This is a genomic window from Nocardia gipuzkoensis (genome assembly GCF_021183645.1).
Taxonomy (GTDB): Bacteria; Actinomycetota; Actinomycetes; order Mycobacteriales; family Mycobacteriaceae; genus Nocardia; species Nocardia abscessus.
In genome coordinates this window covers 584,930-597,942 of record NZ_CP089225.1, presented here as the reverse complement: position 1 = coordinate 597,942, position 13,013 = coordinate 584,930, and the positions used below count along the sequence as shown (strand labels likewise).

The 13,013-nt window shown below is 67.1% G+C and carries 15 protein-coding genes; 7 read left to right on the top strand and 8 right to left on the bottom strand.

Annotated features, from left to right (window positions below; genetic code table 11):
* The first annotated feature begins 117 nt into the window (after window positions 1-117).
* Window positions 118-678: a recombinase family protein gene (locus tag LTT66_RS02755; RefSeq protein ID WP_233063552.1), complete on the top strand. Its 561-nt coding sequence runs from the start codon at window positions 118-120 to the stop codon at window positions 676-678.
* A gap of 89 nt (window positions 679-767) precedes the next feature.
* On the opposite strand, the gene LTT66_RS02750 is transcribed toward LTT66_RS02755, so the two are convergent.
* Entirely contained in the window at window positions 768-1,952 is a 1,185-nt protein-coding gene (locus tag LTT66_RS02750; RefSeq protein ID WP_233068973.1) for an MFS transporter, read from the bottom strand.
* Window positions 1,953-2,222: 270 nt separating this feature from the next.
* Between LTT66_RS02750 and LTT66_RS02745 the strand changes: the two genes are divergently transcribed.
* Both LTT66_RS02745 and LTT66_RS02740 read left to right on the top strand, forming a co-directional pair.
* Window positions 2,223-2,438, top strand: a complete 216-nt coding sequence (locus LTT66_RS02745; RefSeq protein ID WP_233063550.1) for a hypothetical protein — start codon at window positions 2,223-2,225, stop codon at window positions 2,436-2,438.
* Window positions 2,438-2,755, top strand: a complete 318-nt coding sequence (locus LTT66_RS02740) for a hypothetical protein (RefSeq protein ID WP_233063549.1) — start codon at window positions 2,438-2,440, stop codon at window positions 2,753-2,755. The genes LTT66_RS02745 and LTT66_RS02740 overlap by 1 nt, the downstream gene beginning before the upstream one ends.
* Window positions 2,756-2,994: 239 nt before the next feature.
* Here the strand turns inward: LTT66_RS02740 and LTT66_RS02735 are convergent, their stop codons facing one another.
* Window positions 2,995-3,756, bottom strand: a complete 762-nt coding sequence (locus tag LTT66_RS02735; protein ID WP_233063548.1) for an alpha/beta hydrolase — start codon at window positions 3,754-3,756, stop codon at window positions 2,995-2,997.
* Window positions 3,757-4,008: 252 nt separating this feature from the next.
* Between LTT66_RS02735 and LTT66_RS02730 the strand changes: the two genes are divergently transcribed.
* The 3 genes from LTT66_RS02730 (at window position 4,009) to LTT66_RS02720 (ending at window position 5,704) form a co-directional block, all read left to right on the top strand.
* Complete coding sequence (locus tag LTT66_RS02730; protein ID WP_233063547.1) at window positions 4,009-4,551, top strand: nitroreductase family deazaflavin-dependent oxidoreductase; 543 nt, start codon at window positions 4,009-4,011, stop codon at window positions 4,549-4,551.
* A 210-nt stretch (window positions 4,552-4,761) separates the two neighbouring features.
* A complete protein-coding gene (locus tag LTT66_RS02725) occupies window positions 4,762-5,094 on the top strand; it encodes a hypothetical protein (RefSeq protein WP_233063546.1) in 333 nt (110 codons plus the stop codon).
* 280 nt (window positions 5,095-5,374) lie between these two features.
* Window positions 5,375-5,704, top strand: a complete 330-nt coding sequence (locus tag LTT66_RS02720) for a hypothetical protein (protein WP_233063545.1) — start codon at window positions 5,375-5,377, stop codon at window positions 5,702-5,704.
* A 197-nt stretch (window positions 5,705-5,901) separates the two neighbouring features.
* On the opposite strand, the gene LTT66_RS02715 is transcribed toward LTT66_RS02720, so the two are convergent.
* The 6 genes from LTT66_RS02715 to LTT66_RS02690 all read right to left on the bottom strand — a co-directional run bounded on the left by LTT66_RS02715 (window position 5,902) and on the right by LTT66_RS02690 (window position 11,599).
* Window positions 5,902-6,207 (bottom strand): hypothetical protein, encoded by a 306-nt coding sequence (locus LTT66_RS02715; RefSeq protein WP_233063544.1) that lies wholly within the window; start codon window positions 6,205-6,207, stop codon window positions 5,902-5,904.
* Window positions 6,204-6,752 carry a hypothetical protein gene (locus tag LTT66_RS02710; RefSeq protein WP_233063542.1) on the bottom strand — a complete coding sequence of 183 codons (549 nt, stop codon included), beginning with the start codon at window positions 6,750-6,752 and terminating at the stop codon, window positions 6,204-6,206. The genes LTT66_RS02715 and LTT66_RS02710 overlap by 4 nt, the downstream gene beginning before the upstream one ends.
* A gap of 99 nt (window positions 6,753-6,851) precedes the next feature.
* Window positions 6,852-7,310 carry a hypothetical protein gene (locus LTT66_RS02705; RefSeq protein ID WP_233063541.1) on the bottom strand — a complete coding sequence of 153 codons (459 nt, stop codon included), beginning with the start codon at window positions 7,308-7,310 and terminating at the stop codon, window positions 6,852-6,854.
* 552 nt (window positions 7,311-7,862) lie between these two features.
* On the bottom strand, window positions 7,863-9,140 hold the full coding sequence (locus LTT66_RS02700; RefSeq protein WP_233063540.1) for an FAD-binding oxidoreductase: 1,278 nt from the start codon (window positions 9,138-9,140) through the stop codon (window positions 7,863-7,865).
* Window positions 9,141-9,192: 52 nt separating this feature from the next.
* Window positions 9,193-10,758: an alkaline phosphatase D family protein gene (locus LTT66_RS02695; RefSeq protein ID WP_233063539.1), complete on the bottom strand. Its 1,566-nt coding sequence runs from the start codon at window positions 10,756-10,758 to the stop codon at window positions 9,193-9,195.
* Window positions 10,759-10,834: 76 nt separating this feature from the next.
* On the bottom strand, window positions 10,835-11,599 hold the full coding sequence (locus tag LTT66_RS02690) for a sporulation protein (RefSeq protein ID WP_233063538.1): 765 nt from the start codon (window positions 11,597-11,599) through the stop codon (window positions 10,835-10,837).
* A gap of 221 nt (window positions 11,600-11,820) precedes the next feature.
* Between LTT66_RS02690 and LTT66_RS02685 the strand changes: the two genes are divergently transcribed.
* Window positions 11,821-12,687, top strand: a complete 867-nt coding sequence (locus LTT66_RS02685) for a DMT family transporter (protein ID WP_233063537.1) — start codon at window positions 11,821-11,823, stop codon at window positions 12,685-12,687.
* Window positions 12,688-13,013: the final 326 nt, after the last annotated feature.

The following is a 13,013-nucleotide window of genomic DNA, read 5'->3' as shown; positions in this document are numbered from 1 at the left end:
CACAGCCGTGACCGGCCCGGAAAGTGTCAGAATAGAGTCCATCTCCACATTTCTTGACGCATGTCCTCTGGGTTCTTAGACTTCAACTTGACATTTCAAGTCGCAGAGAGGTCAGTCATGCGCGTCGGCTATATCAGGGTGAGCACGGTCGACCAGAACACCGTCCGTCAGCTCGACGGGATCGACGTCGAGCGCACCTTCACCGACAAGGCCTCCGGGAAGGACACCGCACGCCCACAGCTGGACGAGCTGATCGCATTCGTCCGCGACGGCGACACCGTGATCGTGCACTCCATGGACCGCCTCGCCCGCAACCTCGACGACCTTCGCCGGTTGGTGCGCACCCTGACCGGCAAGGGCGTGCGGGTGGAGTTCGTGAAGGAGTCGCTGACCTTCACCGGCGAGGACTCGCCGATGGCGAACCTGCTGCTGAGCGTGATGGGTGCCTTCGCCGAATTCGAACGCGCCCTCATCCTCGAACGCCAACGCGAGGGCATCGCCGCGGCGAAGGCCCGCGGCGCCTACACCGGCCGCAAACCAGCCCTCACCGCCGAGCAGGCCGCCCAGCTGCGCGCCCGCGCGGCCGCCGGAGTGTCGAAAGCCGCGCTGGCCAAGGAATTCGGCCTCAGCCGCGAAACCGTCTACAGCTACTTGCGGGCCGACGCCGCCACGTCTTGACCTGCGGAGGTTCCGGGTCCATCTGCCGGAGTAAGAAGTGGTGAGAGCTCCGTGTGGTGACATCCCCCATCGGAGCTGATCGCAGCGATTCAGACGGCTTCGGCGTTCGATGCCTGCGGTAGCGCCGTGGTGTCGCTTTCCGACTGTGTATCTGCTGTTTTCGGGTGGCGGCGCAGCAGGATCGGAGCTGCGAGCGCTGTCGCTGCGAATGTGCCCACGCCTGCGACGACGAGCGCACCGGCCGGGCCGACGCCGGATACCACGGGAGCGCCGAGGAGCGTGCCGAGCATGGTGGCGCCGCTGTTGAACGAGCCCATCGCCGCGAAGGCGCGGCCCTTGACCTCGGCGGGCACATGCGTGCTGATCAGCACGCTGATCGCTGAAACCTGCAGCGAGTTCGCCACACCCGCGGCCGCGAACCCGATCATCGCCCCTGCCAAGGAATGAGATGCTCCGGCACCGGCCAGGCCGGCTCCCATCAGTAGACCCGCGACGACCAGCATCCGCGCCTGACGATTCGGCGGGATCCTGCCTGCTATCCACGACGAGGTGACCAGCCGGCCGACGACGAACGCGGTGGTGGCCACGCCGAACATCACCGGCGAAGCGCTGAGCGTGTCGCGGACGTAGAACACCTCCGCCACAGTGAAGATGGCGGTGAACACGATGGCCACCGCCAACGACGCCATCGCGGCGCGAACTACCGCGTCCGAGGCAAGCAGGACCGGGGCCTCGGCAACCTGCTTCCACCATGTCGGGCGTTGCGCACCGGTCTTCGGCGGCATGCGGCGAAGGCCCAAAACAGCGATCAACGCCACCAACACGCAACTCGATGCCGCGTCGAGAATCATCGTGACCGAGAACCCCAGCAAGCCGACCGCCGCACCGCCCAAGGCCGGACCGGCAAGGATCCCGGTCATGCGCGCAGCGTCCAGGGTGGCGTAGGCGCGCGCGGGGTTGGATGCCGCGACTTCGTCGGCCTGTTCGGCCAGCAGCATCATCGCCGGGGCGTTCAACGCCGACAAGCATCCGGCCGTGAACGCCAGCCCCACGATCACCGCAACCGGCAGGGAACCCGCGGCTGCCATCGCCAGCGTCACCACCGCCTGAGCCAGCAAAGTCGTCGTCAGCAAGCGACGTGACTCGATGCGGTCCACCGCCGGCGCGAGCAGTGGAGCCAGGAACACACCCGGCACGAGACTGGCGAACAGGAACGCCGACACCCACAACGCCGAGTGGTCCTGCAACAGCAACAGCAACGCTATCCGCGCCACCGAACCGCCGGCAGCGGAAATCCCCAGCGCTGCCGCCAATACTGTCAGTCGCACAGAATCCCCCTACATCAAGATGCAGCAAATTTTTGGACACCTGCATCATCGGACGTGCTTTCCAAAATCGGCAATATGAGACGCAGCGGCACAGCGATCGGTTCCATGAATTTCGAGCCTTCCGGAGTGCGCCTTGTGAACAGGAGGCTCGGGACTCCACCGACATCTACCGCCGACGGCGGTAGGCTTAGCGGTATGGCTGGACGGAAGACGTCGGTGTCGTTCGACGAGGAGACCTTAGAAATCCTTGCCCGCCGGGCAGAGGAGGAAGGACTGGACCGCTCGGCCTACCTTTCGCAGCTAGTTCGCCGTGACGATCTGCGGCGGCGGCTCGCCGCCGACAGCGCCACCTTGAACGCCGCCGGATACACCCCGGACCGCGCGACCGCCGTCACGACTGGCTTGATCGCGCAGCGGCGTACGGCCGGCTGATGGCCGCACCCCGATTCGGCGAGGTCTGGCACGCCCCGTCGGGCTCGGTGCTGCCCGGCGGAATGCTGTGCCTGATCGTCAGCTCCGATGACTACAACCGAATCCGCCGCCAGTACATCATCGTCGAAGTGGTCTCCGACCCGCTGTCCGGCGATGCCATCATCTGCGAACTCGGCTCCTTCGGCGTCGCCCTCACCGGCGCACCGTTCACCGTCGGCCCGCAATGGTTCGCGGGTTCCGAAGAGCCGGTCGCGGTCGTGGACACCGAGATAACGCGCCGAGCCGCAGACCAGATCCGCGCCATACTCGGCCCCTGAACGCGGTGTTCGCTCCCGACCGAAGCGTTGGAGCCCGGAGATGCTTAAGACATCTCCGGGCTCCAACCCGCTCCCCCACGGCTGCTCGACACGTTTCTTGCACACCGCGAACCGCCCGAAGTCCTGCGACTCCCGCCCCAATGACCGAGTGTCGGAGAACCGAACGTTTTACGACACCACGAAAACCCTGCTATCGACTGGTCGATCGGCAAGGAGAAGCGACTCGATGAGTTCCTGCATCAGGAGATGAGAGTTGCCCGCAGGAACTCGATTGTTTCGGTCACGATGCCCGCCACGTTCGGGTGACCGTCGAACCCGTGTTCCGCATCGGGGACGTTCCGGTAGACCACCTCGGCACCGACCTCGGCCATCCGGGTGTACAAGCGCTGGCTCTGGCGTGCGGGTACGAGCGTGTCCTTCTCGCCGTGGACGAGCAGACATGGTGGCAGGTTCGGCCGTACGTGCGTGATGGGACTGGCCTGGGCGCAGAGATTTGGAATCTCTGATGGCCAACCGCCCAGCCAGGGAGAATACGGCAGCTCACCGCCCGCGCCATCCATATCCAGGATGTCGGTGATCGGATACCACGCCGCCACCGCCCGGACGTCGGTCCTCGTGAACGCCGTCATCAAGGCCAGAAGGCCGCCGGCCGAGTCACCCCAAACCCCCATGCGATCGGCATCGAAGCCATACCTCTCGGCCTGCGCGCGCAGGAACTCGATCGCAGCCCCCGCATCGTCCTTCTGGGCCGGCCAGACCGCCTCTTTGCTGAGGCGATAGTCGATCGAGGCGCAAGCGATCCCAGCCTCGACCAGGCCGGTGAACACGGAGTTGTCCGGAATCGTGCGATGCAGCCATCGTCGATCCCCCGAATGGAAGGAACCGCCGTGTATCCACACCACGATCGGAGGACTGTGCACCCCTTCGGGGAGGTACAGGTCCAGCAGCAGTGGCCTATACCCGCGGACGACCGAATACGTGACTTGCTCGTACACCCCCACGCTGAACAGGATAGGCCGGGCCTGGCCTCCCGGATGGTCGGGTTGATGCTGCCGTGTAAGCGGTCTGTGTGCGTCAATCGATCGTTTCCGAACAGCTCTGGCGTGCCCGGGCGGGCGGCGTAACGTCCAGGGCGCGGCCGCTGATACGCCAATCAGCCGGTGCGAACCGGCACAGCTAGCCATGGCAACACGAGTCCATCTTCTGGGGTTGCGTGACCTGCAAGGCCGTGACCTGCAGGTATATTCCGCCACATGACGACTCCTTTCCCGCAGTGGCAGTGGGGTTCTCCGCACAATCCCCTTTTGAGCGTGGTGGAAAGGTTCGCCGCGACCAGACCCGGGTCCTGGGTGAGCCGTAAGCTCGCGCCGCTGGATCGCTGGCTGCTGGAACGCACCGATGCCAAGTACACCCTTCTGGGCCCGGTCGGCGCGCCCGTCATCCTGTTGACTACTGTGGGCCGCAAATCTGCGCAGCCGCGCACTCAGGCGCTGCTATACGTGCACGATGGCGACACCCTGTACGTCATCGGCAGCAACTACGGCCAAGCCCACCACCCGTCCTGGACCGCCAACCTCCTCGCCGAGCCGAGCGCGACTGTGACCATCGCGGGCGAGCAAATAGCGGTAACCGCCACTCCCATCGAGGGCGCGGCCAAGGGGCCTATATTTCAGCGCTTCGTAGAGGTGTGGAGCCCGTATGCCAAGTACCGCGACCGAACCACCCGCGATCTACGCATCTTCGCGCTGACCCGCGCCATACCCGACCCGACTCGTCCAGCGCCCGGGTGTCGGTAAAGACGATCGTTTTACGACACCTCATTTGAGACCGGATTCCGCGACCGCCGATGTCAGGTCCAACCGTGGCCAGTGAGGGGGTCTCCGAACCTTGTATCGAGACGGGTTCCCGGGTTGTCGGTCGCCACGAGTTGGTCGGATCGAAAACGCTTGGGCGGCAAGAACTCCGATTCGGCCGCCGGTGTCGGTGGTGTGCTCGATACTCAGCACATGATGACGCTGTTCGTGCTCGGGGCGGTGCTCTGGTTGTCCTGCTTCGCCGCATTCCTGGTGGGCGCCCGATTCTTGACGGTGGGACGGTCTCGAACGTCGGCTGCGGTGTTCCTCTTCACCTTCCCTTTCTCCGGCCTGGGTGCCCTGATGATGATCCCTGCCGTGCCGAGGATCGATGAGAGCTCAGTCGTCCAGAATGTGCTGCTGATCGCCCTGCTGGTCTTGTGGGCGGTGTTCAGCCTGCTCTGCACTAGTTTCTACCTGCACTTGTTCCTGCTCGTCGCCGACAAGTCGAACGCTCGACCGTTCTTCAGCCGGCGGGTGAGCTGAACTTCCGCTACCAGGCCACCACACGCCTGGAGGCCACCCGCACGCGGCTACGCGAACTGGGCATCCGCATCGGCGGCCCGCGGCGCTGCCTGACCTGCACAAAGGCGAGGAAAGAGAGAAGCCCCGGAGCAATCGGCTCCGGGGCGTTCCCATGTGATTCGCGGCAGCTCTTGTCTCCCGCATTCAACCGCCATATTACCCGGGTAACGACATTTGTCCCCCGACAGTTGTCGAAAGGGGGAGGGTTGAAACTGAGCCGTAGGTGGGTCACGCTCTGCTGATGCCTGCACACCGCGCGGTGACCGTCGAGGTCAGCCGTTACCTGAGCAGCCCTCGCATGGCGCCCCACCTGACTGCCGCTTCCGGTGACCGCGATCTGGCCTTGGCGCTCTACCAGTGGAACCTTCAGCTCGCCGCCGCCCTGCAGGAAGTCCTAGGTGTCGTCGAGGTGGTGGTCCGTAATGCCATCGACGAGCAGCTGCGAGCCTGGAACCCGACCCGCGGCCGCGACTACATCACCGGCCGCGCAGAGCTGCTGTCGGCTTGGCGCCGTAGGCGCCAGCGCCTGCGGGTGGTCGACCACCCAGGTCAAGCCGGCGTCTTCGCGTAGCCAGGCGTACACGTCGAACCACAGCCCATCCACACGCACGGTGACCGCGTCCCCGCCGCTGGTGTGGGCCACACCCCGCCCGTGCAGCTCGGCACACAGCAGCGCCCGCCGCAGCCGCCGCGCGTGCACGACCTCGTGACGCAGGCCGCGCCACCACACAGCGAGCACACGCCGCCGAGTTCCTTGCGGTGTCTTCATCAGATGTCCTCGATTCGGATGGTGGCGACGGTGAAGAACCGCACCGCGCCGGAGCTGGTGGTCTTGCGCTGCCAGATGCTGGTGCGGGTGTACCCGGCGGCGATGAGTGCAGCGTCGAGCGCGTCGAGGCTGACCGGGGAGCCCGGGTCGGTGGGAACGGATTCCCACCGGCAGCTGACGTGGCGGCCGTAGACGCTGCCGTCGTCGCTATAGAACAACTCGCAGGCGTCGAGATCGGCGACCGCACCAGCGGGATCGTCCAGGCGAGCGATGATGTGTAGGTCGACGGCTTCGGTGTCGGTCATCGTCCGATCTCCTCGCGCTGGGCCTGGCGGCGGCCGCCGACAGCGGGCATGGGCCGGGACTGGCCTTGTCCTGCGGTGCGCTCGGGTCGAGTGGTGCAGGCCCGCGTCCCGGGGTTCGGTCCGCGGCCGGCGGCGGCGGCCTGACGCTGGGCGATCGCGTCGTCGCGGGCGGCAACAGCGTGGGCGGACTTGTCCCTCCACTGCTGGCGGCGAGCGGCAGCGCCGCGCCCGAGCTCCCCGGCCTGGCGGGCGCGGTCATCGACCAGAGTCCGGATCTGCTGGCGCACTTCCGGCTCCACGCCCGCGCGGGCCAGTGCCTTGACCAGCTCGGTGCGCTTGATCGTGTACTGCTGGCGGTCCAGATCCACGCCGGTGCCTGGCGATCCGGCGGCCACGCTGAAAACGGAGTCGCTGATCGCGGACACCTCGAAGCGCAGCCGCTCGTCCTCGCGGCTGCCCGGGGTGACCGCGCCGGTGGCGTTGATCAGCTCAGTGATCTCATGGCGGGTCGCGGTGGACAGCTCGGGTTGATCTAGCCGGGCCACACCGCGAAATCGACGGGCTGGCCCGCCTGGATGGCGCGGCCGACGTCGCGGACACGTTCCTGGTCGTCAGCCGTCAGCACCGAGATCTGCTTGCCGACCTCACGCGCGGCCTTCGGGTTGCGCGCAAACTGCTCCAACAGCCCCGCCACCCGGCCACGGGCTTTCCTCACCCGGGTCGACGACCACCGGAGTGGTGAGCAGATCCACCCGCGAGGTTTCCCCGCGCACGTAATCCACCACGAACTCCACCCGCGCACGGTCCTCGGCGGTGAGCCGGGCGGCGGCGAGGTCGACGTCGAGCTGCTCGCGTTGCACCTTCTGGCTCAAGCGGTGCTCGTCCGGATCCAGCGGGTCGACTTCGGGTCCGCGCCACGCCACCACGGCCTGGGTCGCGGCGTCTTTCGCGGCTTCGGGCATCGGCAGGGCGGTCACGAGGTCGATCGCGGCGGATTCCCGATCCCACACGCTTGCGGCCTCGGCGTAGCGCTGGAAGTGCGCGGCTTCGAAGTCGGGGTCGATGCTGAATGCCTCGGCTACTTCGCGAAGTTCGTAGCGCACCGCTTTTTCGGACGATCGCTTCGGTCACACAAACGGGTCCGCACGGTCGCGGTGGCGGTGGGGGACCTCGGTGTCGTTCTCTTTCAGAGGTCGGGCACGACCGCTGACTTCGGCGGAGATATCAAGTTGGTCGTCACGCGGCGGCAGAACCTCGGTCGGCACGTCGCCGCGACTATGCCCGCTTCACCTGCCGGTGCCGCGAGCCGAATGACCGGTTACACACCCCGCGTGCGTGGTGAAGAACCTCCCACGTCATGGCGGCCATCCGATTGCGGGCACCCCGCCGAAGAGCGAATTCGTGCACTGCTACGACTGCCCCGCACGGCGGAAGGGCATCTGCGAGTCGAACGCTACCTGCGCGACCGGCGACCACACCCACCGTCGTATGTGAGCTGGATAGACATCCGGGACGACCAACCAGCCCACGGCCGCTATCTCATCAGTGTCGAGAACACCGAGACGGTAGTTCTGTCGGCATCCTCCGATGTCATCGCCGATAAGTTGCACCGCCGAGCGGATCTAGGGGAGTAGTGCCGGTGGACAGGCTGTCGCCTACTCCGCCTCGTACCGCAGCGCGTTCTCCGAGCGGCAGATCTCTTCGATGCCGGAGACGATGTCGCGCAGCAGTTCCGAGGGGAGGGCGGCTGGCCGCAGGCGGCAGGTGAAGGTGATCAGGCCGTGGTCTTCGGGGGGCAGGCCGCGGGCGGCGGATTCGGCGCGCAGGTAGCGCGAGCGGACGCCGTAGGTCATCGCGGAGATGACGGTGAAGCAGCCGGTGCGTTCCCGGTGCCCCGAGAACAGGTCGTGGAGGCGGTAGAACACCGACGTATAGCTCGACAGGGGCGCGAAAACGCCCACCCGGTAGGCGGGGCCACGCTCGGAAGAGCTGAGCGCTGTATCGGCCAGATATTCGGCGTCCCGCAGGGTTTGCACCTTCGGCGCGAACAGCACCGCGCCCGCGGCCGCATTGCGCACCGGCATGCCCGCCTTGCCGGGCGCCGCGGAGGCGATGGCGCCCAGCGACTTACGTGCCCGGGAGCCGACCTCGCGCCGGGCTCGCAGCCCTCGGGTGGGCGCGGTCGGGTACAGGCTCGACCACTGACCGAAGCGCACGGTGCCCAGCTGCACGTGACCGGTGCCGACCGGCCTCGCCACCTTCAGCGGCGCCGTGTCGACCCAGCGGCCCACCTGCAGCTCGGCGTTGCCGGGCCGGGCGATCTCGGCGTAGGCGTGCTCGACGAAGGAGTCGAAGTCGAGGAACCGGTCGGCGTTGGTGGTCAGCCAGGTGCGCTCCTTGTCGATCTCGATGGCGTCCAGGGTGAGTGCGGTGATGATGCCCGCACGGCCGCCCGCGCCCAGGATCCGCTGGAACCGCTCGGTGTGGTGGGTCCGCCCACAGGTGCCGATGCGCCCATCGGTGTCCACGTACTCCAGATCGACGATCTGATCGATGAACAGGCCGTGCTTGTGCGACGCCGTGCTGACGCCGCCGACCGAGGCGAAGCCGCCCGCGGTGATGTCGCGGTGGTCGCCGACGATGGGCAGGCCGAGGCCGTGCGCGCCGAGCCTGCGGTCGATGTCGGAGAGTTTGGCGCCCGCCTGCACCCGCACGGTGCGCCGGCCCAGGTTGATGTCCAGCACCTGATTCATCCGGCGCAGCGACACCACGGTCGGCTGGGCGGGCAGCGTGAGGCCCTCATCGAGCAGCTCGCCGCCGCGCACCATCAGCCGTTCCGATCGTCCGCGTGAATCCCGCACCGTGCGAACGACATCTGCGGTGTCCCGGGGGAGGTACTCCTCGGCATGGGAGACAGTTTGCGGCGTGCTCATGGCAGAAAAGCTAACCACAGCGCGGCCCGCGCCGCTTCCCCGAACTCGAGGGCTACCGCGACGCAGGCGCAAGGCTCTTGCTGAACAGGACGGATCCGGCGGCATCGCACAGGTCGACGGTCAGTTCCCTTGACTTTCCGTCGATGCGCACTTCGCCGAAATGCTGGAAGGCGTCCAGGGGCGAGCTGTTCTGCACCGGCGGCGCGTGCACGTAGACCGCCTCCGGGCCGAACGTGCCGTCCAGCTGGTTCGGGCCGAACGCCCCCGCGTTCAGCGGGCCGGAGACGAACTCCCAGAACTCGTCGAAGTCGGTGAAGACCGCGCGCTCGGGGGAATAGCGGTGCGCCGCGGTGTAGTGCACGTCGGCGGTGAGCCAGACGACGTTGGCCACCTTGTTCGCCCGGATCGATGACAGCACCTCGGCGATCTCGCGTTCCCGCCCCGAAGGTGCGCCCTGGTCTCCGTTGGCCGGGCCTTCGTAGGCGGTGGTGTTCTTCTGTTCCCCGTCCGGGACGATCACGCCGAGCGGCAGGTCGCTGGCGATGATCTTCCAGGTGGCCGTGGAGGAGCGCAGACTGTCGCTCAGCCATTTCGTCTGCGCCGGACCGAGAATGCGACCGCTGGGTCCGTTGTTGGCGTCGTTGATGTCCTTGTTCGCGCGCATGTCCAGCACGAAGACATCCAGCAGTGGGCCGTAGGCGATCTTGCGGTACAGGCGACCGTCCACCGCTTCCCTGGGTTCCAGCGGCATCCACTCGTGGAAGGCCTGCCAGGAGCGGGCGGCCAGGGTGTCCATGCTCCGTTCGGAGTAACCCTTGGACTCGGCGACCAGCCCGCCCGGGTACCAGTTGTTCACCGTCTCGTGGTCGTCCCACTGCACCACCTGGGCGACCGAGCTGTTGAAGCGCCGGTAGTTCGCGTCGGTCAGGTTGTAGGCGTAGTTGCCGCGGAACTGATCCAAGGTCTGCGCGACAGCGCTTTTCGCCTCACTCACGACATTGCGCCAGATCCGGCCGTCCGGCAGAGGAACCGATTCCTTCAGTGGTCCGTCGGCGTAGATCGAGTCGCCGGAGTGCACGAACAGGTGCGGGTCGCGGGCGGCCATGGCGGCGAAGATCTTCATGCCGCCCAGCTCCGGGTTGATGCCGTAGCCCTGGCCCGCGACGTCGCCGCTCCACTGGAGCCTGATGTCCGCCGCGGCGGTGGGCGCGGTGCGGAAGACGCCGGTGACCGGTTCGGAGGTGGCGCCGTCCTCGCCCGACAGCGTCACGCGGTAGTGCACCTGCTGTCCCGCGGGCAGGCCGTTGACCCGCACGCGGCCGGTGCCGTCGGAATCCGGCGTGAGCAGCGGTCCGGTGAAACGCTTGGCATCGGTGAACGACTGCGTGGCGGCGGTCTCCACGATCAAGGTGGCGGGCCGATCGGCGCGGGCCCAGATCAGCGCGCCGTCGGTGCGCGGGTCACCGACCGCTACGCCATGGGTGAGCACAGGCCGCTGCCGGACCAGCCCCGGGCCGCTGTCCGACGAGCACGCGGTCAGCGCGGGGGCCGCCACGAGTCCGAGTGCGGAGGCGCGTAGGACGGTGCGCCGGGATGGGCCTGAGGGCGAGCCGGTCATAAGGCCACCCTGGCGCAATCACGTCAACGTCACGTGAACGCGCTGGGTCCGCGCGGCCAACAAGCGCGCTCGTTCGTCAGTGCGCCAGGCGCGCCAGACGGTGGTGCAGTTCGCCCGCCCAGTCCACGCCGCCCAAGTGCTGGTAATCCACCCACAGGGCATCGAAGACGTCGCGGCCCTCGGAGATCCAGCCGCCGCGCTTGTCCGCCTCCAACACCACGCTCATGCCGGTTTCGGTCGGGACGAAAGTCACCTCGAGCTGGTTCAGGCGCGGGTAGTGCGGTGAACCGGCGAACTCGATCTCTTGGTAGAACGGCAGCGTCTGCGGTGTGTTGTGCACCCGTCCCGACTCCACGTCCGCGCTGCGCAGGTGAAATCCGAGGCGTTCCACGGCTTCCAGCACGACGTGCTGTGCGGGCAGCGCGCCGACGCCGATCGGGTCGGTGTCGGCGGCGTCCACCGCGCCGTGGATCTCCACGATGGTGCGCAGCGAGACGACCGTGCCGGGCAGGTGGCGGCCGTTGTAGAAGGTGATCGGCGTCTCCATCGGCGCGCGTGCCGCGAACCGGAAATCCAGCACCGCGCCCGGAGGCAGATGCAGCGGGCCGTGCACCCCGGTGCGGCCGAACGCGATATCACGAACACCTTCGTGATCCTCGTACTCCTGCTCGGCCCTGGTCACGAACTCCACGGCCACATAGGCGATCTCCTGAGCGACCGCACCGCCCCGCAACCGGATGACGCCCTCGACGGCACCCCCGGGCTGCACACCCGGCGTGAACAACTCGGTCTCCACTTCGGCCCCACCGACCCCGGCCGCCGCCAGCAACTTCTTGAACATGCTCCGCAGTCTCCCCGCCCTTGCCGAAAGAAACCTTGGCGTTTCCTTATGTTGTGGGCAACCTCATCGCGCACTGCCTCTGAGTCGCTGCCCGCACGTCCGGCCACCGTGACGTGTTCCCTATTGGAATACTCGATGGCGCAGCACATTCGCGTAACTGCCAATGCTGCAGTCTCGGAGTCGCGAGGCACCGCAGCCGCCGACTCCAGAAGGGGGTGGGTGTGGGACAGTCCGCTGGAGGACGGGCATCGTCGGTGGCGCTGCTCGTCGCAGGAACAAGCCTGTGGGGATTGTTCAGCGCCGGGCTCGCCTTGCTGGATTCCGATCGGGCGGGGCCGCTGGTGGCGATGAGCGCCGCGACTCCGCTGTTGATAGTCGCCGCAGTCACCGGCCGGCGGCCCGGCCGCGAGCTGCGCTCGCACCCGAGGATCTATATCCAACTGGGCCTGCTCGAGGCCGTGAACATTTCGCTGTACGTCGCTGCCTTGTCCATCGGTCCGGTACCCGTGGTCGTCGCGCTGCACCTGGCATCTCCGATCATGTTGCTGGTCCTGGCGGTGGTCACCGGGAAGCGGGCGATGAACGTCCGGATCGTGGTCGAGCTGCTCCTACTGGCATCCGCCATCGTGCTGGTCTCCGCGCGGCCCGGGGCGGAGATCGGTAGCGGCAGTGCACTGATCGGTTGCGGTCTGGCACTCGGTAGCGCGGCCGCGGTAACCGCGTTGATCGTTCTGGTAGCCCGAGAGTCCCAGGACCGCGACCCGACCGTCTCGGCCGGGCTGCAATTGGCCGTCGCCGGTGTGCTCACCGCGCCTTTCCTCCTGACGACGACCACGTGGGACTGGGGACGAACGCTGGCCGAGCTGGGGCTCGGCGCAGCCCTGCTCGGTCCGGGCTTCGCACTGTACTGGCGAGCGATGCGGCGCCTCAGCCCGCCGATCGCCGGTGCGCTCGGTGTGAACGAGGCCGTCGTAGCTTCGATCGTGATCGCGGCACTGGACAGATCGCAGCTCTCGCTACCGACGGTGCTGGGTGGGGTTCTCGTTGCCGCAGCGGTTCTGCTGGACGCCGAAGAACGGATATATTGACGATCATCGTCCGGGCGGTGAGACGTATTGCCCACGAGGGCAGTGGTTTTCATCGTCCGTAAGGGGGCACTGTGTCATACGTAGACGACCGCATCGGTCTGGCTGCCGACTGGTTCGGCAGGAATCTCGTCCAGCACGATGACGGGTATGCGGGCTGGGGATGGTCAACCGACGTGCCGCCCAATCCGCAAGACACCGCCGAGGTCGTCTGCGCTTTATCCCGGGTGAACCGGCCCGTGCCGGAAGCACCAGCGGTATTGGCACTGGTGCGGCGCGACGTGGTCCGCCACAGCACTCGCGGCGAGTGGGAGTTCCATGCGCCCGTA